Raw genomic sequence first — 20,613 nt, 5'->3', positions numbered from 1 at the left:
TAATCCCAAAAGCAGTCAAACGTCTTTGCGTCTTCATAACTTACACCTGGCCTGATCGACCATATATCAACATATTATTACCCTATCCCCACAATCAAAAACGAGAATCTCATACGGTGGCACTTTATTATCTATTTTATTATTTAACAACGCATCAATCCATTGTAATAACTTTCCATCTTCGGGAGGTAAAGAATCAGCAAACGAAATAAAATAATAAAAATCATTTTGTATGGCTAATGTTTCAATCATAATTCGAGAAAATGCATTATCTGGTGTTAATACCATCGCGAAAGGATAATGGTTTGAATCATAAAGGCAGCGATAGCCCGCAGCGAGGAGTTTATCCCATTGATTTAACCCAATCCTTCCCGGCAGAAGCACATAGCACCATTGCTCAACGGGAAGAGTGATATCAGGGTACTTTTGCTTCACATTTCCCTGTAGCAATGCAAGCACCGACCTGATTTCATCGTTCTTCTCCCCGAAGGAAGCATTCTCTTTAAACATTTCGATAAACATTAATTAGCTCCGACATAGAGTGTAAATGCCTATACACGTCATCCTTCAAGCTGCCTCTGCGTTGGCTGCGCTCTCTCACCTGAATCACTTACTTGAGTAAGCTCATCGGGATTCGTTCACTTGCCGCCTTGATGCAACTTGAAGGATTTTGTGTATATATCCGTTGTAGCCCACACCACGGTAGGAAGAAGCCTGATTAGCAGCATGTATGAAGCAGAGTTCGCCATTTCGTTTTTTTATTGTTGCCCATACTTTTCATTAATATGCCGCACTACCTTTTTCGCTTTATAAGCCTGAAACAGTGGAGCAAAAAAATCAATAGCAATGAAACAAAATGCGAGCATTACTAAATGAAAAACAAAGAATGAAAGCGAGTTATATTCACGTAGATTATGACAATAATCAAAAGCGACTATTATAAAAACAAATACGTGTGTAAAAACCGAGCGATTGAAGCGTCGAGCTAACTCAAACACACTCTCTTCGAGTGTTGTTGAATACTTAACTGACAACCTCTGGAGGTTATAAACTTGCTTTTTCGTAAAGCCATACTGTATTAGTATGGAAATTAATTTTTCTTCGTTCATTTTCACACCCAATGTCTTAATAGTTTTATCACTTTCATTTTTCAGAGGAGATTATTAATCTCTTAATAAATTTCGCATAACTGTCTTTTGAATTCAATTCTTTCGCTGATTCATTTTCTATTTGTTTTGCATTTTCAGAATCGACAACAGAGATATAAAGAAAAACCTCACTAACAATCTCGTCTTTTATAAATTTTTGCAATACAGCCAACGAAGAAATCATGATGTTGTGGATTTCAGTTGTAAATACCGCTAAATCCTCATTGGTTTTAAACACGTTGCGCTTGTTTTCTAACAATACATTAATTTCGTTGATCTCGCTATTCTTCAACGAATTATTGCCATATCCCCAATCATCATAAATCCATTCAGTGCTCATTTTTTTATTATCATATGCATCAAACGAATTTTTAAAATCTTCTGGTGTTATTTACCGTTATCGAAAAATATTTTAAAAAATGCATTCTTCATATTTTTTTAAATGTTATATATAATTTAATCACCCTACTTATATCTCAACAAGCAAACATGCATAAAACGATGAAACCGAAAAGCATTCAATCCCATCGCCCACAATCCACGGGGAGGAAGACGATACCGTTTATTCTTCGACACACTCAGCCGCCAAACTTCAGTACTGAAATAACTAAACTCTATACAGGAATCATAAACATTCACATTTTCTAGCGAGCCATCATGATAAATAATGAAAAGTCCAATGCGCTCCTGCACGCCTTCCTGAAGATCTACCAGCAATATTTCAAGCGTTTGCTCAAAGGGATTTTCATCAGTGGCCAATATTAGATATCTGCCATCCTCAAGCAGTACGGCTAACTCTAACCAACAAACCGGAACGATGATTCCCGTGTTTACATGGTTAAGAAAAATAAACGACTCACAGGCTTCAACCCCGTCATCACTTGTGCCATGAATCATGGACAGTGAAAGGTTTTCAACTTTCAGCATTCGCATTGTCACTTTATCGATACTCTTCAGATAAGGAGATGTTGCGGTGATGACTGCTTACGAAAAGAAAGAGTACAATAAAACCCTTTATTATTAGCGCCTGCCGTAACGAAATCATATTCGACTCTATCATCGAACACTCTTTTTCGATAATGAGAGAATTGTGAATATTCCATATATTTTACAAATGAATGAAAAATGTCCTTTACTTTTATTTGAGTGAATTGCATTAGAACAATATCGACATGATATTTCCCATCATCAAATGTTATGTCAGTTGATGACACATCACTTTCCTGACTAAAAAAAATGTGGATATCCCACGATATCCCCGATTCATGAATCAGGTCAACTTCCATAATTAGTTTAAACATGGCATTTCCTTGTTATTGTATCTATTACCTTCAACTCTATACTCATAGCCACCCAAATATCACACAGCGAATTATGTTGAAAATCAACACAACCAACTGAAACAATAGCGCTGCTGCACTGAAATAGAGTGTCATGCCCCCTAAAAGGGCACAGCGGGAAACCGTTGTGTAATCAGCAGCATACAACTTTCGAGAAAACTCTTTGAACATTGCCGCTTCATTAAAACTCGTAAAAGACCAGATAAAAACCGCGAGGAAACTCGCCTTCCAGACCAGTGAATCGCTGACCATTAATCCGTTGACAATTATCGCAAGCGTCATGCCCCCTACAGCCATCATCAAAATTGCCCAACCGCCTCCGGGATTAATATTGCAGTAATGACAAACCAGGGCGCTAAGGAAAAACATGGCACCGGTAATGCCAAAAACAATGGCAATCGACGTCACCTCACATAATGCCGACAGGGCATAGGCGGCAAAAAACACGATCAGGCCGTAAGCAATGATAAGCTTAACGGTATTCGTATGCTCTTGTCGGAAATAGACCCAACCGCTGACGGTAGAAATCACAACGCCCCCCAGGATAATAGGGAAAATATCGGGTTCTTTGCCCGTTGACGTAACTAACGTGATAATCCACGCCATAAATGCAGTCAACCACATTCCTGCCGCGGTAAAAAACCAGATGCGTTTCATCACCACTGCTGGCGCAAGGCATACTTTTTTTAGCCTTAAGGTACCAAATATTTTCAAAACGCCTCTCCCTGTTTATTCATTCATCAAATCCTTTCACCACCACCATATCCCTATATCAGATCGATATATATACCTGACCAATAACATTAGTATCTGAGCAAGAAGATCAAAGGTGCTGAAATAAAGCATTATTGCGCCAAGTACCATGCAACGTGAAGGCGTCGAAAACTCTCCGTTATAGAGCTTACGCGGTAGTGCTTCTAGCGTATCGAGTTTATAAAACGTTGCCGCAGGCCAGGCCAGTACCACCAGAATGCTCGTCAACCATAGGGATAGCGGATTTTCCAGTAAACTATTCACGATTACTGCAATCATTAGCCCACTCGCCGCCATCAGTAATAGCAACCATCGGCAACCAGGGTTCCACCCCAAAAACAGGCTTAGTAGTGCACTTAACGCATACATTGCGCCCGTCACGCCAAATAGCGTGGCAATGGCGGTGAGAGAACAGAAGGCGGACAAGCATAAGCCAAAGAGTATAACCAGCATGACCCCGGTCAGACTCGCCATAAATGTACTTAATCTGTGGTGGTGAAGAATAAACCCGCCACCAAAGAGAATAATAAGCACAGCGAGTAAAATCGTCATTCCCCAATGCGTTTCACTGCCCGCATTGCCGAAGGTGGCGGCAAGCGATGCCGCAATGGGTGTGAGCCACATTCCCAAGGCTGTCAAAAACCAGATGCGAATCATCATATTTGATGGCGCAGCGCGAACCTGATTGAGTCGTATGGAAGAGAAAGCATTCACACCCAATTCTCCATAAAGATGATTTTCTTGTGAACGTAATCAGCGACAAAAGTGGCGATAGCGCGTTTGCCGGGCGTTGTTTTTCAGTACAAAACTGTAATCATCCATTTCTGGGACATCCCATTCATTCAACATTTCATTGTTTTCAACCTGGTTGGCAATCCGCTGCCGATAACAGGGTATGTCAAAGAACATATTCCAGCGCCCTTTGTAAATTTCGAGGTAAACATCTGCTCGTCCAAATTCAACATTCGAGTCCGCATTTTGATTGTCGTAATAAACGCTCACTGCATATTCACCAAACCACTGAAACCACGTACGCTGAATAAGTTTAGTGTGAGCAAATATTCCAAAGCAGACAATCAACACACAGATCAAAAAGAGGATCATCTGAACAGGCAACCCTTTACTTGTCGGGCTGTTCTTTCCAGTAATGCCAGGTAACATGGTTCTCTCCCTGCCCAATTTCCATATCGCCATTCTCAGTGCAGGCCAGGTGCCCCCACAATCTCCGCGCGGTTGCGCGATCGGGTGCTGTCGCCAGAACTGGCGTGTCGTCAGGGCGATATCTGCCCATTAATACTTTGGCATACAACACTCTCCCCACGATCTCGACCTGCCCCGAGGATGAATCTCGCAGAAAAAGATAAAAGCCATAATGAGGAAAATTATATTGTTGGCCAATTTTTGACGGCGGTTTTTTACACCACTTTACCGCGAGTAATTCTTTGGCTATCTCTAAATGTGAATATGTGGTAGCTATAAATATGCATGTATACATCACCAAAAAGAATACAAATAAATTAACCAAGAAGTTTAGATATCCCTTTTTGTTCATTATTTCATCTATGACGCATCACAAAAAAGAAAAATACTACTCTGCATTAATAAAAATAAATATGTTACGTCAATCGTGCGTTTGATAAGCAGATAGAATCCAAAAAAAATCCCGGAACCAGTCCGGGATTTTTGAATGATTAGCCGTTAACGGCGATTGCCAAATATCCGCAGCAGCATCAGGAACAGGTTGATGAAATCGAGATACAGCGTTAGCGCGCCGAGGATGGCGGTTTTGCGCAGGCTGGATGTATCACGCACGTCGATTTGTTCGCCGATATTTTTTAATTTCTGCGTGTCGTAGGCGGTCAGGCCAACGAATACCACGACGCCGATATAGGTCACTGCCCACATCAGCGCGGTGCTTTTCAGCCAGAAGTTAACCAGCGACGCCAGAATGATACCAATCAGCGCCATAAACAGCATATTTCCCAGGCCGCTGAGGTCGCGTTTGGTGGTGTAGCCGTACAGGCTCATGATGCCGAACATCCCGCCGCTCACCACAAAGGTACTGGCGATGGAGGAGTAGGTGTAGACGATGAAAATACTGGAAAGCGTCAACCCGGTAAGCGCCGAATAGAGCATAAACAGCGTGGTGGCGACACCTGCGCTCAGGCGTTGCACCATTCCTGAAAGTACAAACACCAGTGCCAGTTGCGCAATAATCAGGCCGAAGAAAGTGATTTTGCTGGAGAAGACAAACATCATCACCGCAGGGGTATTCGCCGCATACCATGCGATAAACGCCGTCAGCAGCAATCCGCAGGTCATCCAGCCATACACTTGCGCCATATACGTTTGCAGCCCGGAACGGGACTGTACGATTGAATCAGAACGAGGGAATCGATCCATGAGAATCTCCTGATGATATAAGGAATACCTCAAGGATATCGCAAATATTGTGGGTGTGCATCGACGGAGAGTAAACGTATGTGTTGTGTCATCCGGCAGTGTGCGGGTGAAACCGCCGGGTGGCGGCTGCGCCTTACCCGGCCTACGAGCCTGGTGTTGTAGGCCTGATAAGCGCAGCGCCATCAGGCGCTATGCCAGCGCCCTGCCGCCTGCTTGTCGCTGTCGCGGGCTTCCACCCAGCGGTCGCCTTCCGGTGTGGCTTCACGTTTCCAGAACGGGGCGCGGGTTTTCAGGTAGTCCATGATGAACTCGGTGGCTTCAAAACCGCTGCTACGGTGCGCGCTGGTGACACCGACGAAGACTATTTCGTCGCCCGGCCACAGTTCACCGATGCGGTGAATAACCGTCACGCGGCCCAGCGGCCAGCGGCCTCGCGCTTCTTCGACGATCTCCGCCAATGCTTTTTCGGTCATGCCCGGGTAATGTTCCAGCGTCAGCGCTTTTACGCTATCGCCAAGGTTGTGGTTACGCACCTTGCCGGTAAACGTCACCACCGCGCCATCTTCATCGCGCTCGGCAAGCCAGACATATTCGTCGCCCACGTTAAACGTCTCGTGGCCGACGCGAATGCGCGCTTCGCTCATCATCAACCTCCTGTCACCGGTGGGAAAAACGCCACCTCATCGCCATCGGTAACAGGCGTATCGAAACTGACCAGCGTCTGGTTGACCGCCGCCAGCAGTTTGCCCTCTTCCAGCGCCAGCGCCCAGCGCCCTTCCTGTGAAGCCAGATGCTGACGAATGGCGTCTACCGTGGCGAATTCTGCCGGAAGTTGTAACGCGTCCGTGCCCACCAGTTCGCGAACCTGCGCAAAAAACAGAACCTTAATCATCGCTATCCACCCTGAAATCGCCCGATTTGCCACCGCTTTTCGCCAGCAGGCGCACCGGGCCAATGACCATATCTTTTTGCACCGCTTTGCACATATCGTAAATCGTCAGCGCCGCCACCGAGGCCGCCGTTAACGCTTCCATCTCTACGCCGGTTTTCCCGGTCAGACGACACAGCGTTTCGATACGCACGCGGTTATGCTCAGGCTCGGCCTGAAGATTCACTTCCACTTTGCTGAGCATAAGAGGATGACAGAGCGGGATCAGGTCCCAGGTGCGTTTGGCGGCCTGAATGCCTGCAATACGGGCGGTGGCGAACACGTCGCCTTTATGATGGCTACCGTCGATAATCATCGATAAAGTTTCCGGCAGCATGGTGACGAACGCTTCCGCGCGGGCTTCGCGCACAGTTTCAGCCTTGGCGGAGACATCCACCATATGGGCTTCGCCCGCCGCGTTGATATGGGTCAGTTGCGACATCGTTTATTTCTTCAGATGAGGGTAGAAGTTACAAGGACGGGTGCGGGAATCGAGCTGCGCCGCAATAATATTTTCCCACGCGGTACGACACGCTTTGGTCGAGCCCGGCATAGCGAAAATCAGCGTTCGGTTAGCCATCCCGGCAATGGCGCGGGATTGCAGCGTGGCGGTGCCAATCTCTTCAAAAGAGAGCATGCGGAACACTTCGCCGAAGCCTTCAATTTCACGGTCGAAAAGCGGGAGCAGCGCTTCCGGCGCCTGGTCGCCATCGGTCAGGCCAGTGCCGCCGGTGATTAATACCACCTGCACGTCATCGCGCGCGATCCACTCGGATACCTTTGCGCGAATGGCGTAGCGATTCTCTTTCACAATCGCTTTATCGACAACCGTGTGGCCCGCCTCCTGCGAGGAATCTCGCAGATAATGGCCAGAGGTGTCATCCTCTTCGCCGCGACGGCTGGAAATGGTAAGAATAGCAATACGTGTCGGGAAAAATTCAGTGCTCGCCTGACTCATTTAACACTCCTTGAAAACGAATTATCCACCAATCCAGGACAGGTTCTGGGTGATCCCGGTGTTGCCCTGGTGCAGGAAGTGGGTCTGCTTCTTATGGGTTAACGCTTCTGCGATGCGTGCTTCGAGTTCCTGCTGCTGGGCATCTGCCGCTAACAGATCGCGAAGGTCTACACCGCCGTCACCGAAAAGGCACAAATGCAGTTTTCCCACGGAAGAGACGCGCAGACGATTACAGGTGGCGCAAAAATCTTTTTCATACGGCATGATTAAGCCGATTTCCCCTTCATAGTCGGGGTGACAAAAGACCTGCGCCGGGCCATCGCTGCGCTGTCGGATCTGATGTATCCAGCCGCGTTTGAGCAGTTGATCGCGCAGCACCATCCCGGAGATATGGTGTTTGCGGAACAAATCGCTGCCGTCGCCGGTTTCCATCAGTTCGATAAATCGGAGTTGAATGCGGCGCGGTTTGATCCACGCCAGAAAGGTGTCGAGCTGGTGATGATTTACATCGCGCATCAGCACGGTGTTGACCTTCACCTTTTCAAAGCCCGCGCTGAAGGCGGCGTCGATGCCGTCCATCACCTGGCGGAATTTGTCCTGACCGGTAATCGCATGAAACTGGCGCGCATCAAGGCTGTCGACGCTAACGTTCAGCGCTGTAAGGCCCGCTTCACGCCAGGCGGCAACATCACGCGCCATGCGGTAACCGTTGGTGGTCACGGCAATCTGTTTGATGGCCGCGTTTTCTCTTACTGCTGCAATGATGTCAACAAAGTCGCGACGCAGGCTTGGCTCGCCGCCGGTGAGACGCACTTTTTCCGTACCCAGCGCAGAAAAAGCACGGGTAACCCGTCGCACTTCATCCAGCGACAAAAAGCCATTGTTGGTGACTTCGCCCGGCTTGTAACCATTGGGCAGGCAGTAAGTACAACGGAAGTTGCACACATCGGTTATCGACAGACGCAGATAATAGAATCTGCGCGCGAACGCATCAGTAAGTTGTGAAGCCATAGACACCTTTCCAAATACGGGAGACGAGGTCATTTCTTCCTTCGCCCTGGTGATGCCAGGTAAAACCTTAAGCATCACGGCCAAAGCACCTTATCTTTCGACTTAGGCACAGAGGCTAGAGTGTTTTTCAGCAATGTTGCTGAAAGTGGTTATGCCGATAATAGCGCGAGAAGACAGAATTCGCCATGTTCGCCATCGCTATATAAACTTATACATAGCGACATGATCGTGCACTTTCCTGACAGAATACGCATAAATCACGCTTTTGCATTGATATACGTCATTTTGCCCGGGATGCGGCATCGTCTTTTGGGAGTAGTTACGCTAATGTAAGCAGATGTACCAATATAAGGAAGTTGTATGCGCAATCGCACTCTGGCCGATCTCGATCGCGTCGTCGCCCTTGGAGGGGGACATGGATTGGGGCGAGTGATGTCCTCACTCTCTTCCCTCGGCTCTCGTTTAACCGGCATTGTTACCACCACGGATAACGGTGGCTCGACCGGTCGTATCCGCCGCTCTGAAGGCGGCATCGCATGGGGCGATATGCGAAACTGCATCAACCAGTTGATTACCGAACCCAGCGTAGCATCGGCAATGTTTGAGTACCGTTTTGGCGGTAATGGCGAACTTTCCGGTCATAACCTCGGAAATTTGATGTTAAAGGCGCTGGACCACCTCAGTGTGCGGCCTTTAGAGGCAATCAATTTAATAAGAAATCTACTGAAAGTAGAGGCATCACTTATCCCTATGTCGGAACAACCGGTCGATTTAATGGCTATCGACCAGGAAGGCCATGAAGTCTACGGGGAAGTGAATATCGATCAATTGCCCTTACCGCCCCAGGAGCTGATGCTTTCGCCTTCGGTTAGCGCGACGCGTGAAGCGGTGCAGGCAATTGGCGAGGCGGATCTCATTTTAATTGGTCCCGGCAGTTTTTATACCAGCCTGCTACCCGCATTATTGTTGAGCGATGTGGCTCAGGCGCTGCGTCGTACGCCTGCGCCTATGGTCTATATCGGCAACTTAGGCCGTGAACTCAGCCCGGCGGCGGCCAGCCTGACGCTGGCGAAAAAAATTGATATTCTGGAACATTACGTCGGGAAACCGGTGATAGATGCAGTGGTCGTTGGGCCGAAAGTCGATACCACGGATATTGGCGATCGTGTCGTCATTCAGGAACCGCTGGAAGCCAGCGATATTCGCTATCGTCACGATCGTCAACTATTGCGCGACGCACTGGAAAAAGCCATTCAGGCATTAGGTTAGCTTTCCTTAAAATCTTAAGGTTGTCTTAAAAAACCCGCGGCAACATAGCGAGCATCATTTATCCCGGAAGATCGCTATGTTGCGCTATTTACGCTATCGCCCCACCGTTAGCCGTTTAACTTATATTCTGCTTTTCGCGTTCTATATTGCGCTGGCGCTAAATATTGCCTTTTATCGCCAGGCCTGGACCCTTTTACCTGTAAATACCGCTCATAACGCGCTGGTTTTCTTCACCATGCCGCTGGTCGCCTTTTCGGTGATGGTGATTTGCCTGGCTCTGGCCTCCTTCCTGCGTCTGGAAAAAGTGCTGACAACGCTGTTTATTTTACTCAGCGCATCGGCGCAATATTTCATATTGACGTTCGGCGTGATTATCGACCGGTCGATGATTACTAATATTCTCGATACCACGCCGGCGGAAAGTTATGCCCTGATGTCGGGCAAGATGATCCTCACACTGCTGTTAACCGCAGTGCTGTTCGTCGCGCTGGCGTGGTGGATAAAAATAAAACCGTCAACACGGAAATGGCGCGAGGCCGGCCTGCGAGCCGCTTCGGTGCTGGCTTCTGTTTTACTTATTGTGGTTGTTGCAGTCTTCTTTTATAAAGACTACGCCTCCCTGTTTCGCAACAATAAAGAGCTGGTGAAGTCGTTAAATCCGTCCAATAGCATTACCGCCATCAACTCCTGGTACGTCCATAATAAAATGGACAACTTACCGCTGGTGCACATTGGCGAAGATGCAAAGCAGAAAGACGCGATGAAAAACGGGCCGCGTAAAAACCTGACCATTCTTATTGTGGGTGAAACCTCGCGCGCAGACGATTTCTCGCTCGGTGGTTATTCGCGTGAAACCAATCCACGTCTGGCGCAGGACAATGTGATTTATTTCCCGAAAACCACTTCCTGTGGTACCGCCACTGCCGTTTCTGTTCCCTGCATGTTTTCAAATATGCCGCGTGCCCATTATAACGAACAACTGGCGCATCATCAGGAAGGCCTGCTGGATATCGTTCAGCGCGCAGGCATTCAGGTACTGTGGAATGAAAATGACGGCGGATGCAAAGGCGCATGCGACCGCGTGCCGCATCAGAATATGAACGCGCTCAACCTGCCAGGTCAGTGCATTGACGGGGAATGTTATGATGAAGTGCTATTTCATGACCTGGATAACTATATTGATCAATTAAACGGCGATGGGCTGATTGTGTTGCACACTATTGGTAGCCATGGTCCAACCTATTACAACCGTTATCCAAAGGCATTTCGTAATTTCACGCCGACCTGCGACACCAATGAAATTCAGTCCTGCACTCAGGAACAACTGGTAAACACGTACGATAACACCGTGCTGTACGTTGATTATATTGTCGATAAAGCCATTAAATTACTGCAGTCAAAACAGGATAAATTTACCACCAGTCTGGTTTATCTCTCAGACCACGGTGAATCATTGGGTGAAAATGGCATTTACCTGCACGGGCTGCCCTATTCCATCGCGCCCGATACCCAAAAACATGTTCCGATGCTGCTGTGGCTATCAGACGATTATCAGAAACGTTATGGCGTGAATTATGACTGTCTGAAAAAAGCATCGGCACAAAATGAATATTCTCAGGATAATCTCTTCTCAACGATGTTAGGTATACTGGGCGTAGAGACCACTGAATATCGTGCGGCTGATGACATATTGAAGACGTGCAGAGGATAAGCTGATGAAAATTTTAGTCGTGGAAGATGACGCATTGTTATTACAGGGCTTAATTCTGGCGATGCAAAGTGAAGGTTATGCCTGTGATGGTGTGACTACCGCGCATCAGGCTGAGCTGAGCCTGCAATCCGGGCTCTATAGTCTGATGGTGCTGGATTTAGGCCTGCCAGACGAAGACGGGCTGCATTTCCTCTCACGTATTCGCCAGGAAAAATGCAGTCTGCCAGTACTGATTTTGACCGCCCGAGACACCCTGGACGATCGTGTCAGCGGCCTGGACACGGGTGCAGACGATTACCTGGTTAAACCGTTTGCCCTGGAAGAGCTCAGCGCCCGTATCCGTGCGCTATTGCGTCGTCATTATAATCAGGGCGAAAACGAAATCACGGTGGCGAACTTACGACTTAACACAACGCGTCGTCAGGTCTGGCTGGACGAACAACCGCTGGAACTGACACCGAAAGAGTTTGCCCTGCTCTCGCGCCTGATGCAAAAAGCCGGTAGCCCGGTACATCGCGAAATTCTCTACAACGATATTTACAACTGGGATAACGAGCCGTCGACCAATACGCTGGAAGTGCATATTCACAACCTGCGCGATAAAGTGGGCAAAGCACGGATTCGCACCTTCAGAGGCTTTGGTTATCAACTGGAAAACGGCGAGGTAACAAATTAACTTATGCCTCTTTCCGCAATCCGAAAATGGCCGATGCGCCATCAGCTGTTATTAACTGTCGGCCTCATTTTGGTGGTGTTTCAGGTTATCAGCGTTTTCTGGCTCTGGCATGAAAGCAAGGAGCAAATTGACCTGGAGGTCGCCAGCATCCTGAAGGGCCACAACAACGCCAAACACATTCAACACGAGGTTCGCGAAGCGGTAGCCAGCTTGCTGGTTCCCAGCCTGGTGATTATTGGCCTGGCGCTGTTTGTCTGTATGAAAGCGGTGAAACGCATCACCCGCCCGCTGTCTGACCTGCAAAAAGAACTCGATGCACGTACTCCCGATAACCTGCAACCGATTCATCTGGAAAAAACCGTTCTGGAAGTGGATGCTGTAACGTCGGCCATCAACCAACTGGTGGCGCGTTTGACGCAAACACTCGATCGCGAACGTTTATTCACCGCCGATGTGGCTCATGAACTCCGCACTCCGCTGGCGGGTTTACGTTTGCATCTGGAACTCATTGAAAAAACACAGGCTATTAACGTTGGGCCGCTGATTCAGCGTCTGGATCAAATGACTAACAGCGTAGCCCAGCTACTGCAACTCGCGCGTGTGGGCCAGTCATTTTCCGCCGGCAGCTACCAGCGCGTTGAGTTAATGGCGGATGTGATTTTGCCGCTGAGGGATGAACTGGAATCAATGCTAAAAGGACGCGAACAGACGCTGGTGATAAGGGAAAACGTCCAGGACATCGCAGTTGCCGGCGATGCCACGTTGATAAAGGTGATGGTGCGTAACCTGGTCGAAAACGCGTACCGTTACAGCCCAACTCATTCAACTATTACACTCTCCGCTGCCGCATCCCCCACGCCGATGTTGATAGTCGAGGATGAAGGTCCAGGCATTGATGAATCAAAAGTGGGCGAACTGAGCCAGGCGTTTGTACGTATGGACAGCCGCTATGGCGGAATTGGATTGGGGTTAAGTATTGTCACGCGAATTGCGCAGCTGCACGAAGCGGCGTTTTACTTGCAAAATCGTGAAGAGAGAAGCGGCACGCGGGCATGGATTGCATTCACACCCGCGAACCTGAAATCGACGTTAAAAAGTCAGAACCCAGTGGCTGAGAAAACCGACGACAATCAGGCCGGAAAATAACAGAGTTAGAGATTGCTGAACGTTTAGATTAGACATGGCGCTATCCTCTTGTTGATGAGGATATTATCCGTGTTGGATATTAAGCGAACATTAAGGCTGGCATTGCCATGTGTGATGCCAGCCTCAATTTTTAGAGATTATGACGCCGCGATAAACAATTCACGTAGCTGATGAAGTTTATCGCGGATCTCGGCGGCTTCTTCAAACTCCAGATTCTGCGCATGCTGCAACATTTGCGCCTCCAGAGATTGAATTTGCTGCTGCAATGCTTTTGGCGTCAAGACCTGATCCGCTTCAACAATTTGCGCAGCACCGCGAGACTTACCGCGACCTTTACCTTTGGTTTTCGCAAGCCCCTCACCCAGCGCCAGAATATCGACCACTTTCTTGTTCAGGCCCTGCGGAACAATGCCGTGTTCTTCGTTATAGCGCTGCTGTTTCTCGCGACGACGTTCAGTTTCACCAATAGCCTTCGCCATTGATGGCGTAATTTTATCGCCGTACAGAATCGCCTTACCGTTGATGTTACGCGCGGCGCGACCGATGGTCTGAATAAGCGAACGCTCGGAACGCAGAAAGCCCTCTTTATCGGCATCCAGAATCGCGACCAGCGACACTTCAGGCATATCGAGACCTTCTCGCAACAGGTTAATGCCCACCAGCACATCGAACTCGCCAAGGCGCAGATCGCGAATGATTTCCATACGTTCAACGGTGTCGATATCCGAGTGCAGATAGCGAACGCGCTCACCGTGCTCTTCAAGATACTCGGTGAGATCTTCCGCCATCCGCTTGGTCAGCGTGGTGACCAGCACGCGCTCGTTAATGGCAGTGCGCACGCGTATTTCTGATAGCAGATCATCCACCTGCGTTGCTACCGGGCGCACTTCAATAATCGGATCAAGCAGACCAGTCGGACGCACTACCTGATCGATAACTTCATCGCCGGATTTCTCAAGCTCGTAATTCCCCGGCGTCGCAGACACGTAAATCGTTTGCGGCGCGAGCGCCTCAAATTCTTCAAACTTCAGCGGACGGTTATCAAGGGCCGAGGGCAGACGGAAACCGTACTCCACCAATGTCTCTTTACGTGCCCGGTCTCCGCGATACATGCCGCCAATTTGCGGGATGGTCACGTGGGATTCATCAATGACCAGCAGGCCGTCCGCCGGAAGGTAGTCAAACAGCGTCGGCGGCGGCTCGCCCGGCCCGCGACCAGAAAGATAGCGTGAATAGTTTTCAATGCCCGAGCAGTAGCCCAGTTCATTCATCATTTCGAGGTCAAACTGCGTGCGTTGACTCAACCGCTGCTCTTCAAGCAGTTTGTTGTTTTCCAGCAGCACTTTACGACGGTCAACCAGCTCGTCTTTGATCTCTTCCATCGCCTGCACGATGCGCTCGCGTGGGGTGACGTAGTGCGTTTTCGGGTACACCGTAAAACGCTGAATGGTTCCCTCAACGTGGCCCGTCAAGGGGTCAAACAGCGACAGGCGCTCGACTTCTTCATCAAACAGTTCAACGCGCAGTGCCAGGTCTTCTGATTCCGCCGGGAAGATGTCGATGACTTCGCCGCGCACGCGGAAAGTACCACGCTGAAATGCCTGATCGTTGCGCGCGTATTGCAGCTCAGCCAGACGACGCAGGATGGCGCGCTGGTCGATAATCATGCCGACCGTCAGATGCAGCATCATTTTCAGGTAGAGATCCGGGTCGCCCAACCCGTAAATTGCCGACACGGAAGCCACCACGATGACATCACGACGCTCAAGCAAGGCTTTGGTCGCCGACAGACGCATCTGCTCAATGTGTTCGTTCACCGAGGCATCTTTCTCGATGAAGGTATCTGAGCTTGGGACGTAGGCTTCCGGCTGATAGTAATCGTAGTAGGAGACGAAAAATTCAACGGCGTTTTCGGGGAAAAACTCTTTCATCTCGCCATAAAGCTGCGCTGCCAGCGTTTTGTTTGGCGCAAGTACCATTGTCGGGCGCTGGAGATCGGCAATGACATTGGCCACAGTGAAGGTTTTCCCCGAGCCGGTTACCCCCAATAGCGTTTGATGCGCGAGACCATCTTCCAGCCCTTCTTTCAGGCGCGCGATAGCGTCAGGCTGGTCGCCAGAGGGTTGGAAAGCCGAATGTAATTTGAACGGTTTACTCATGAACAAAGCTACCTGGTGGCGGGTTGATCGGGCAGGTGATTAATTCTACTCCCCAGCGCTAAATTTGCCAACAAAAAACACTGGATATAAAAACAGTGGCGCATTATGGTATTGCTGTTACGTCGTTCTGAATCGATGCGTAGTGGCTGAAATTTGCGCTCTGGCAGGATAAAAAAACTCCCGGAAGAGGTTATCCCCAGAACTTTTTCTGTTTTAACATTTGTCAATATGTGTCATTAAACTTTTATGTCAGTGAGTCGCGCGCCAACCCCAGCCATTGCTTTTATTCATCTTACTGATAATAAAAGAAAAGATTGAAAAGCCGCGTTTCGCATCAATTTACTGGCAAGCCGCGTATTCTCTCGCCTTCCGCAGGTTTTCTAACTCTAATGCACAAGGTTATCCACAGGAATAGTGGATAAGTGTCTGGAGCCCCTATCCCCTGTCACTCGGGCGCTTACGTCGATCGACTTAAAAGCGACGGGTAAAATTTTTTTATCGTTAATTTTTGATTTTTATCAGCGAAAATCATCATGAGGATTCTGCGTGACAGCCCTCACAGTTTCGTATAAATTTCGCCCAATCGTCGCTGATTATTGCGCCAGTGCCGTGCATTCCACGCTCTCCGACTCATCCCTATTCCTTAGGTTAATTCTTAAAAATCAGCCGTCATGCTGAGGAAAATCCGTTCTGGCAAGGTAATTGCAACCTTCTTTCGTGACCCTGTCCCTGGGCTTGAGGAGAACACGATGTTAAGTTTGCATGCAGTCAATCATTTCTACGGAAACCAGCACACGCTCTGGAACATCGACCTCGAACTGACTTCCGGCAAGTGCACCTGTTTAATCGGTCTTCCCGGAACGGGGAAGACCACGCTGGTGAACTGTATTACCGGCCATCAACCCATTGAAAGCGGGAGCATGATTTGGCAACAAACCGGCTCGCCGCCCTGCGATTTAATGCCCCTTTCACCCGTGCGGCGCACCACGCTTGGGATCGGTTATGTCCCTCAGGATAAACGCATTTTTTCGCAGCTTAGCGTGGAAGAGAATTTGCTGATTGCTCTCAAGGCGGCAGGTGAAAGCAGCGGCACGGTGGGCCCGGAAATTTACGCGCTCTTCCCATCTCTATATGCGCTCAGGCAACTTAAGGGCTCCGCTCTCACGGAGGACGACCGTTATCAACTGGCGGTCGCCTGTGCAATGGTCACGCAGCCACAGTTGCTGATTCTGGATGAGCCCACACGCGGCGTGGGCCACGCGTTTATGCACCGGCTGGGGGATATGCTTCTGCGCCTGAATCGGGAGATTGGGTTGACGATATTGCTGGCGGAACAACAGCTACCGTTTATTCAGCGGGTGGCGGACCGTTTCTGCCTGCTGCATCGCGGCAGAAACGTGGCCCAGGGCGATGTGGCGCAACTGGATGAACAGATGATTAAAGCGTGGATGACACCTGAGACAGGGCTGTGAGGTCAAGATACTGTCCAGAGTCGTGCTCTGCCGGCGTCGCTCCCAGCCAGGGGATTTCGCCCAGCATCGGCGCGTCAATCATCCGTTGCAGCGTCGCCAGATAAGGCTGGTGACGCTTTCCAGGCTGCTCGATATCGTTGGCTATCCATCCCGCCAGTCGCAGACCAGCCTGCTTAACGGCCTGCACGGTCAGGAGTGCATGGTTGATGCAGCCCAGTTTCATTCCGACCACCAGAATCACCGGCAACTGCTCGCGTTGCACCCAATCCGCGAACGTCAGATGGGGCGACAGCGGCGTATACCAACCGCCCGCACCTTCCACTAACACCCAATCCGCCTGCGCTTCCAGCGTGCGAAGACCCGCCGACATCACATCAGCCTCAATCGGGCGCTGTTCCACCTCGCTGATAATGTGTGGCGACGTGGGCTCAGCGAAGGTGTACGGGTTCACCCGCTCGTACGCCAGCGGCAGCACGCTATTGAGCTGCAATGCCAGCGCATCGCTGTTGCGCAGCCCATCAGGCGTTTCGTCACTGCCAGAGGCGACGGGTTTGTAGCCTGCCGTCCGGTATCCGAGTGCCCGAGCGGCCTGTAGCAGCGCCGTGCTGGCCACCGTTTTCCCCACTTCCGTGTCGGTGCCGGTAACAAAATAACGTTCAATCACGAGTAATGACTCCAGAAAAAAGATGGTAGGTCAGCGGGCATTGCCCCTGAATTTTTGGCCATGCCAGTTGCAACTGCTGTAGTTTGCTGCGGGTTAACGGCTCGCGCGCCCGACCTTCATGCAGATGCGTCGCGCCGATCCCCTTCAGAGAGCGCATCGCGCTCAGGGCATCGGGAAACAGCAGAGTCATCGAGCGTGCGCTACTGTGCTGGGGCCAGCTCGCCTGCGCCTGTCGTAGCGTCTCTTCCGGCAGAAAACGGTTCGCATGGGGATGCGCATCCACGGCCTGCCAGGCCTGATTCAGCTCGGGTAACGATCCGGCGGTCAGCGTGGTGAAGGCCAGTACGCCACCGGGGCGCAACTGGCGATAAAGCTCGGCCAGCGCAATGCGGATATCGCTGCACCACTGCACAGCAAGATTGCTCCACACCAGGTCAAACCCGGCATCAGGCAAGGGAATGGCTTCGATATCCGCCAGCAAGTAGTGCTGTGCCGCCTGCTGCTGGCGCGCCTGCGCAAGCATATCAGCGGAGAGATCCAGCGCGGTCACTTCGCTCCCCCGATCACGCCAGTAGCGGCTATAGCTACCGGGGCCGCAGCCTGCGTCCAGCACACGGGCAAACGCCCGCGCCGGGAGTTGTTCGAGCAGATGCGCCGCGCTCTGGCGCTGAAGTTCGTTAAACTGGTGATACTGCGCCGCCGCCCGGCCGAAAGCCGCCGCCACAGCCTGTTTATTCACGGACGCCATGTAGCACCTCCAGCAGTGTGTCAATATCTTCTCGCCTGTGCGCCGCCGTCAGCGTTAAGCGTAAACGCGCGGTTCCGGCGGGTACGGTAGGTGGGCGGATTGCCGTCACCCAACAGCCTTTTTCACGCAGCGTTGTCGCCAGGGAGAGCGTACGCGCGTTCTCGCCGACAATCAGCGGCTGAATAGCGCTGTCAGATGGCGTGAGTTGATAGTCCAGCCCTTGCGCCCCCGCGCGAAAATGCGCGATATGTTGCGCCAGGACTTCCCGCCGCTCATCGCCTTCATCGCTGCGAATCACGTCAAGAGATGCCCGCAGCGCCACGGCCTGCGCCGGAGGCATCGAGGTGCTGTAAATCAGATGACGGGCAAACTGCAGCAGATAATCGGCCAGCGATTCGCTACACAGCACTGCCGCCCCGCTCAGGCCAAAGGCTTTACCAAAGGTCACTACCAGCAATTCAGGACGCACGCCCTGTTGCCAACAACTTCCCCGCCCCTGCGCGCCCTTCACACCGATACCATGCGCGTCATCCACCATCAACCACGCGCCTGCCTGCGTTGTCGCCTCTGCGACGTTTGCCAACGGCGCACTATCGCCGTCCATGCTGAAGACACCTTCGGTGACGACCAGTTGTTGCCCTTCATTGGGGCTGCTCAGCAACCGCGTCAGATGCTGGCTGTCGTTGTGCTGAAAACGGCGCAACGCCGCCGGGCTTAACGCGGCGGCTTCCAGTAGCGAGGCATGGCTTAAACGATCGGCAACGATCCTGTCTTTATCACTCATCATCGCGGCGATCACCGCCTGATTGGCGGCAAATCCGGAGATAAACAGCAGCGCACGCGGGTAGCCCAACCACTGGGCGAGTTCGGTTTCCAGGTCGCGATGGGCGTGACTGAATCCGGTGACGTGGCCCGAGCCGCCGCTGCCTGTACCGTACTGTTCCGCGCCCTGTTGCCAGGCGCGGATCACTTGCGGATGCTGGCTCATCCCCAGATAGTCGTTACTCGAGAAATTGCGATAGCGCTGACCTTCGTACTCCAGCCAGCGTCCGGCGCCCTGCGCCAGCGGTACACGACGACGCAAGGCATCTGCCTCACGCCGTTGTGCTAACGCGCTATCGATGCGTTGCTGCCAGCTCATACCGCCGCCGCGTTGTAATACGTTTCGGTATCCGGGGTCATCAGCGCCTGCTCCAGACGCTGCTGCTGTTCGTTATCGCCCGCGGTAACGGTGGTTTGTTCCGGGTTGAGGCCCAGCTTGCGGAACAACTGCAGGTCTTTATCTTCTTCCGGGTTCGGCGTCGTCAGCAGTTTGCAGCCGTAGAAAATCGAGTTGGCCCCGGCCATAAAGCACATCGCCTGAGTTTGTTCGTTCATCTGCTCGCGACCGGCGGACAGTCGCACGTGCGAGGTCGGCATCATGATGCGCGCCACGGCGATAGTGCGAATGAAATCAAAGGCATCAACGTCCTCGTTATCCGCAAGCGGCGTGCCCTTCACCTTCACCAGCATGTTGATGGGTACACTTTCCGGCGGCGTCGGCAGGTTCGCCAGTTGCAGCAGCAGCCCCGCGCGATCGGTGACCGTTTCGCCAAGGCCAACAATCCCGCCGGAACAGACTTTGATGCCGGCATCACGCACTTTATCCAGCGTATCGAGGCGTTCCTGATAGCTGCGGGTGGTGATGATATTGCCGTAGAATTCTGGCGAGGTGTCCAGGTTGTGGTTGTAGTAATCGAGCCCCGCCGAAGCCAGGCGCTGCGCCTGCGTGTCGGACAAAGTACCGAGCGTCATACAGGCTTCCAGGCCCATCTCCTTCACGCCCTGCACCATTTGTTCAAGGTAAGGCATATCGCGCTCGTGCGGGTTTTTCCACGCCGCGCCCATGCAGAAACGGGTAGAACCGGCAAGCTTCGCCTTGCGGGCCGAATCCAGCACCTGCTCCACTTCCATCAGGCGCTCGCTCTCCAGCCCGGTTTTATAGCGCGAGCTTTGCGGGCAGTATTTGCAATCTTCCGGGCATGCGCCGGTTTTAATCGACAACAGGGTGCTGACCTGCACCTGGCGTGGGTCGAAATGCTGGCGATGGATCTGCTGCGCTTCAAACAGCAAATCAAGCAAAGGTTTCTCAAAAAGTTCGGTGACCTGCGACATTGTCCAGCGTAAAGGGTTAGCCATTGGCTTCTCCAGGGGTTTTGTTAATTTTCGGATCGGTTTATACTCGTAA

At 51.0% G+C, this 20,613-nt stretch carries 24 protein-coding genes and 1 riboswitch; of the genes, 5 read left to right on the top strand and 19 right to left on the bottom strand.

The window, feature by feature from the left end; all coding sequences use genetic code 11:
- Positions 1-66: 66 nt before the first annotated feature.
- From F0Q32_RS20125 to moaA, 14 genes are all read right to left on the bottom strand, one after another.
- On the bottom strand, positions 67-522 hold the full coding sequence (locus tag F0Q32_RS20125; protein ID WP_149464486.1) for a hypothetical protein: 456 nt from the start codon (positions 520-522) through the stop codon (positions 67-69).
- Positions 523-758: 236 nt separating this feature from the next.
- Entirely contained in the window at positions 759-1,109 is a 351-nt protein-coding gene (locus F0Q32_RS20120) for a hypothetical protein (protein ID WP_149464485.1), read from the bottom strand.
- 34 nt (positions 1,110-1,143) lie between these two features.
- The gene (locus F0Q32_RS20115; protein ID WP_255475679.1) at positions 1,144-1,539 is read right to left on the bottom strand and encodes a DUF4303 domain-containing protein; all 396 of its coding nucleotides are present in this window, start codon (positions 1,537-1,539) and stop codon (positions 1,144-1,146) included.
- 74 nt (positions 1,540-1,613) lie between these two features.
- Positions 1,614-2,075, bottom strand: coding sequence for a hypothetical protein (locus F0Q32_RS20110; RefSeq protein ID WP_149464483.1), 462 nt, complete (start codon positions 2,073-2,075; stop codon positions 1,614-1,616).
- Positions 2,076-2,101: 26 nt separating this feature from the next.
- The gene (locus tag F0Q32_RS20105) at positions 2,102-2,449 is read right to left on the bottom strand and encodes a hypothetical protein (RefSeq protein WP_149464482.1); all 348 of its coding nucleotides are present in this window, start codon (positions 2,447-2,449) and stop codon (positions 2,102-2,104) included.
- Between the two features lie 42 nt (positions 2,450-2,491).
- A complete protein-coding gene (locus tag F0Q32_RS20100; RefSeq protein ID WP_149464481.1) occupies positions 2,492-3,202 on the bottom strand; it encodes a Bax inhibitor-1 family protein in 711 nt (236 codons plus the stop codon).
- Positions 3,203-3,238: 36 nt separating this feature from the next.
- Positions 3,239-3,955, bottom strand: a complete 717-nt coding sequence (locus F0Q32_RS20095) for a Bax inhibitor-1 family protein (RefSeq protein ID WP_149464480.1) — start codon at positions 3,953-3,955, stop codon at positions 3,239-3,241.
- 39 nt (positions 3,956-3,994) lie between these two features.
- Positions 3,995-4,402 carry a hypothetical protein gene (locus F0Q32_RS20090; RefSeq protein WP_149464479.1) on the bottom strand — a complete coding sequence of 136 codons (408 nt, stop codon included), beginning with the start codon at positions 4,400-4,402 and terminating at the stop codon, positions 3,995-3,997.
- Positions 4,403-4,939: 537 nt separating this feature from the next.
- Positions 4,940-5,644 (bottom strand): Bax inhibitor-1/YccA family protein, encoded by a 705-nt coding sequence (locus tag F0Q32_RS20085; RefSeq protein ID WP_108473825.1) that lies wholly within the window; start codon positions 5,642-5,644, stop codon positions 4,940-4,942.
- A gap of 182 nt (positions 5,645-5,826) precedes the next feature.
- Positions 5,827-6,288: a molybdopterin synthase catalytic subunit MoaE gene (moaE, locus tag F0Q32_RS20080; protein WP_149464560.1), complete on the bottom strand. Its 462-nt coding sequence runs from the start codon at positions 6,286-6,288 to the stop codon at positions 5,827-5,829.
- Positions 6,289-6,290: 2 nt separating this feature from the next.
- On the bottom strand, positions 6,291-6,536 hold the full coding sequence (gene moaD / locus F0Q32_RS20075; protein ID WP_149464478.1) for a molybdopterin synthase sulfur carrier subunit: 246 nt from the start codon (positions 6,534-6,536) through the stop codon (positions 6,291-6,293).
- Positions 6,529-7,014, bottom strand: a complete 486-nt coding sequence (gene moaC / locus F0Q32_RS20070; RefSeq protein ID WP_015965255.1) for a cyclic pyranopterin monophosphate synthase MoaC — start codon at positions 7,012-7,014, stop codon at positions 6,529-6,531. Before moaC ends, moaD begins: the two co-directional genes overlap by 8 nt.
- 3 nt (positions 7,015-7,017) lie before the next feature.
- Entirely contained in the window at positions 7,018-7,530 is a 513-nt protein-coding gene (moaB, locus tag F0Q32_RS20065) for a molybdenum cofactor biosynthesis protein B (RefSeq protein ID WP_149464477.1), read from the bottom strand.
- Positions 7,531-7,551: 21 nt separating this feature from the next.
- The gene (gene moaA / locus F0Q32_RS20060) at positions 7,552-8,541 is read right to left on the bottom strand and encodes a GTP 3',8-cyclase MoaA (RefSeq protein ID WP_149464476.1); all 990 of its coding nucleotides are present in this window, start codon (positions 8,539-8,541) and stop codon (positions 7,552-7,554) included.
- Positions 8,529-8,676: riboswitch (molybdenum cofactor riboswitch) on the bottom strand. (Overlaps the previous gene by 13 nt.)
- A 225-nt stretch (positions 8,677-8,901) precedes the next feature.
- Here moaA and yvcK point away from each other — a divergent pair.
- The 4 genes from yvcK to pmrB all read left to right on the top strand — a co-directional run bounded on the left by yvcK (position 8,902) and on the right by pmrB (position 13,343).
- Positions 8,902-9,810, top strand: coding sequence for a uridine diphosphate-N-acetylglucosamine-binding protein YvcK (gene yvcK / locus F0Q32_RS20050; RefSeq protein ID WP_149464475.1), 909 nt, complete (start codon positions 8,902-8,904; stop codon positions 9,808-9,810).
- Positions 9,811-9,886: 76 nt separating this feature from the next.
- Positions 9,887-11,521 carry a phosphoethanolamine transferase EptA gene (eptA, locus tag F0Q32_RS20045; protein ID WP_149464474.1) on the top strand — a complete coding sequence of 545 codons (1,635 nt, stop codon included), beginning with the start codon at positions 9,887-9,889 and terminating at the stop codon, positions 11,519-11,521.
- Positions 11,522-11,525: 4 nt separating this feature from the next.
- Complete coding sequence (gene pmrA / locus F0Q32_RS20040) at positions 11,526-12,197, top strand: two-component system response regulator PmrA (RefSeq protein ID WP_149464473.1); 672 nt, start codon at positions 11,526-11,528, stop codon at positions 12,195-12,197.
- 3 nt (positions 12,198-12,200) lie between these two features.
- Complete coding sequence (gene pmrB, locus F0Q32_RS20035; protein ID WP_149464472.1) at positions 12,201-13,343, top strand: two-component system sensor histidine kinase PmrB; 1,143 nt, start codon at positions 12,201-12,203, stop codon at positions 13,341-13,343.
- Positions 13,344-13,480: 137 nt separating this feature from the next.
- On the opposite strand, the gene uvrB is transcribed toward pmrB, so the two are convergent.
- Complete coding sequence (gene uvrB / locus F0Q32_RS20030) at positions 13,481-15,502, bottom strand: excinuclease ABC subunit UvrB (RefSeq protein WP_149464471.1); 2,022 nt, start codon at positions 15,500-15,502, stop codon at positions 13,481-13,483.
- A 749-nt stretch (positions 15,503-16,251) separates the two neighbouring features.
- Here uvrB and F0Q32_RS20025 point away from each other — a divergent pair.
- Positions 16,252-16,974, top strand: coding sequence for an ABC transporter ATP-binding protein (locus F0Q32_RS20025; protein ID WP_149464470.1), 723 nt, complete (start codon positions 16,252-16,254; stop codon positions 16,972-16,974).
- Here the strand turns inward: F0Q32_RS20025 and bioD are convergent.
- Genes bioD through bioB form a run of 4 tightly spaced genes read right to left on the bottom strand, consistent with a single transcriptional unit; the run spans position 16,940 to position 20,564 of the window.
- A complete protein-coding gene (gene bioD / locus F0Q32_RS20020; RefSeq protein ID WP_149464469.1) occupies positions 16,940-17,638 on the bottom strand; it encodes a dethiobiotin synthase in 699 nt (232 codons plus the stop codon). The genes F0Q32_RS20025 and bioD overlap by 35 nt on opposite strands.
- The gene (gene bioC / locus F0Q32_RS20015) at positions 17,631-18,386 is read right to left on the bottom strand and encodes a malonyl-ACP O-methyltransferase BioC (RefSeq protein WP_149464468.1); all 756 of its coding nucleotides are present in this window, start codon (positions 18,384-18,386) and stop codon (positions 17,631-17,633) included. Before bioC ends, bioD begins: the two co-directional genes overlap by 8 nt.
- Complete coding sequence (gene bioF, locus F0Q32_RS20010; protein WP_149464467.1) at positions 18,370-19,527, bottom strand: 8-amino-7-oxononanoate synthase; 1,158 nt, start codon at positions 19,525-19,527, stop codon at positions 18,370-18,372. Before bioF ends, bioC begins: the two co-directional genes overlap by 17 nt.
- Positions 19,524-20,564, bottom strand: coding sequence for a biotin synthase BioB (bioB, locus tag F0Q32_RS20005; protein ID WP_015965267.1), 1,041 nt, complete (start codon positions 20,562-20,564; stop codon positions 19,524-19,526). The genes bioF and bioB overlap by 4 nt, the downstream gene beginning before the upstream one ends.
- Positions 20,565-20,613: the final 49 nt, after the last annotated feature.

This window comes from Pseudocitrobacter sp. 73, assembly GCF_008369545.1.
In the GTDB taxonomy this organism is placed as follows: domain Bacteria; phylum Pseudomonadota; class Gammaproteobacteria; order Enterobacterales; family Enterobacteriaceae; genus Pseudocitrobacter; species Pseudocitrobacter vendiensis.
The sequence above is the reverse complement of the archived record's forward strand: the minus strand, read 5'-3'. Positions and strand labels throughout refer to the sequence as shown.

What these genes read in the sequence shown, in the direction of transcription:
- F0Q32_RS20105 (WP_149464482.1), bottom strand. Translation starts at nt 2,449, where the DNA reads ATGTTTAAACTAATTATGGAAGTTGACCTGATTCATGAATCGGGGATA.
- moaD (WP_149464478.1), bottom strand. Translation starts at nt 6,536, where the DNA reads ATGATTAAGGTTCTGTTTTTTGCGCAGGTTCGCGAACTGGTGGGCACG.
- yvcK (WP_149464475.1), top strand. Translation starts at nt 8,902, where the DNA reads ATGCGCAATCGCACTCTGGCCGATCTCGATCGCGTCGTCGCCCTTGGA.
- bioF (WP_149464467.1), bottom strand. Translation starts at nt 19,527, where the DNA reads ATGAGCTGGCAGCAACGCATCGATAGCGCGTTAGCACAACGGCGTGAG.
- F0Q32_RS20090 (WP_149464479.1), bottom strand. Translation starts at nt 4,402, where the DNA reads ATGTTACCTGGCATTACTGGAAAGAACAGCCCGACAAGTAAAGGGTTG.
- moaA (WP_149464476.1), bottom strand. Translation starts at nt 8,541, where the DNA reads ATGGCTTCACAACTTACTGATGCGTTCGCGCGCAGATTCTATTATCTG.
- F0Q32_RS20125 (WP_149464486.1), bottom strand. Translation starts at nt 522, where the DNA reads ATGTTTATCGAAATGTTTAAAGAGAATGCTTCCTTCGGGGAGAAGAAC.
- F0Q32_RS20085 (WP_108473825.1), bottom strand. Translation starts at nt 5,644, where the DNA reads ATGGATCGATTCCCTCGTTCTGATTCAATCGTACAGTCCCGTTCCGGG.
- moaB (WP_149464477.1), bottom strand. Translation starts at nt 7,530, where the DNA reads ATGAGTCAGGCGAGCACTGAATTTTTCCCGACACGTATTGCTATTCTT.
- bioB (WP_015965267.1), bottom strand. Translation starts at nt 20,564, where the DNA reads ATGGCTAACCCTTTACGCTGGACAATGTCGCAGGTCACCGAACTTTTT.
- uvrB (WP_149464471.1), bottom strand. Translation starts at nt 15,502, where the DNA reads ATGAGTAAACCGTTCAAATTACATTCGGCTTTCCAACCCTCTGGCGAC.
- moaE (WP_149464560.1), bottom strand. Translation starts at nt 6,288, where the DNA reads ATGAGCGAAGCGCGCATTCGCGTCGGCCACGAGACGTTTAACGTGGGC.
- eptA (WP_149464474.1), top strand. Translation starts at nt 9,887, where the DNA reads ATGTTGCGCTATTTACGCTATCGCCCCACCGTTAGCCGTTTAACTTAT.
- F0Q32_RS20110 (WP_149464483.1), bottom strand. Translation starts at nt 2,075, where the DNA reads ATGCTGAAAGTTGAAAACCTTTCACTGTCCATGATTCATGGCACAAGT.
- moaC (WP_015965255.1), bottom strand. Translation starts at nt 7,014, where the DNA reads ATGTCGCAACTGACCCATATCAACGCGGCGGGCGAAGCCCATATGGTG.
- bioC (WP_149464468.1), bottom strand. Translation starts at nt 18,386, where the DNA reads ATGGCGTCCGTGAATAAACAGGCTGTGGCGGCGGCTTTCGGCCGGGCG.
- pmrB (WP_149464472.1), top strand. Translation starts at nt 12,201, where the DNA reads ATGCCTCTTTCCGCAATCCGAAAATGGCCGATGCGCCATCAGCTGTTA.
- pmrA (WP_149464473.1), top strand. Translation starts at nt 11,526, where the DNA reads ATGAAAATTTTAGTCGTGGAAGATGACGCATTGTTATTACAGGGCTTA.
- F0Q32_RS20025 (WP_149464470.1), top strand. Translation starts at nt 16,252, where the DNA reads ATGTTAAGTTTGCATGCAGTCAATCATTTCTACGGAAACCAGCACACG.
- F0Q32_RS20120 (WP_149464485.1), bottom strand. Translation starts at nt 1,109, where the DNA reads ATGAACGAAGAAAAATTAATTTCCATACTAATACAGTATGGCTTTACG.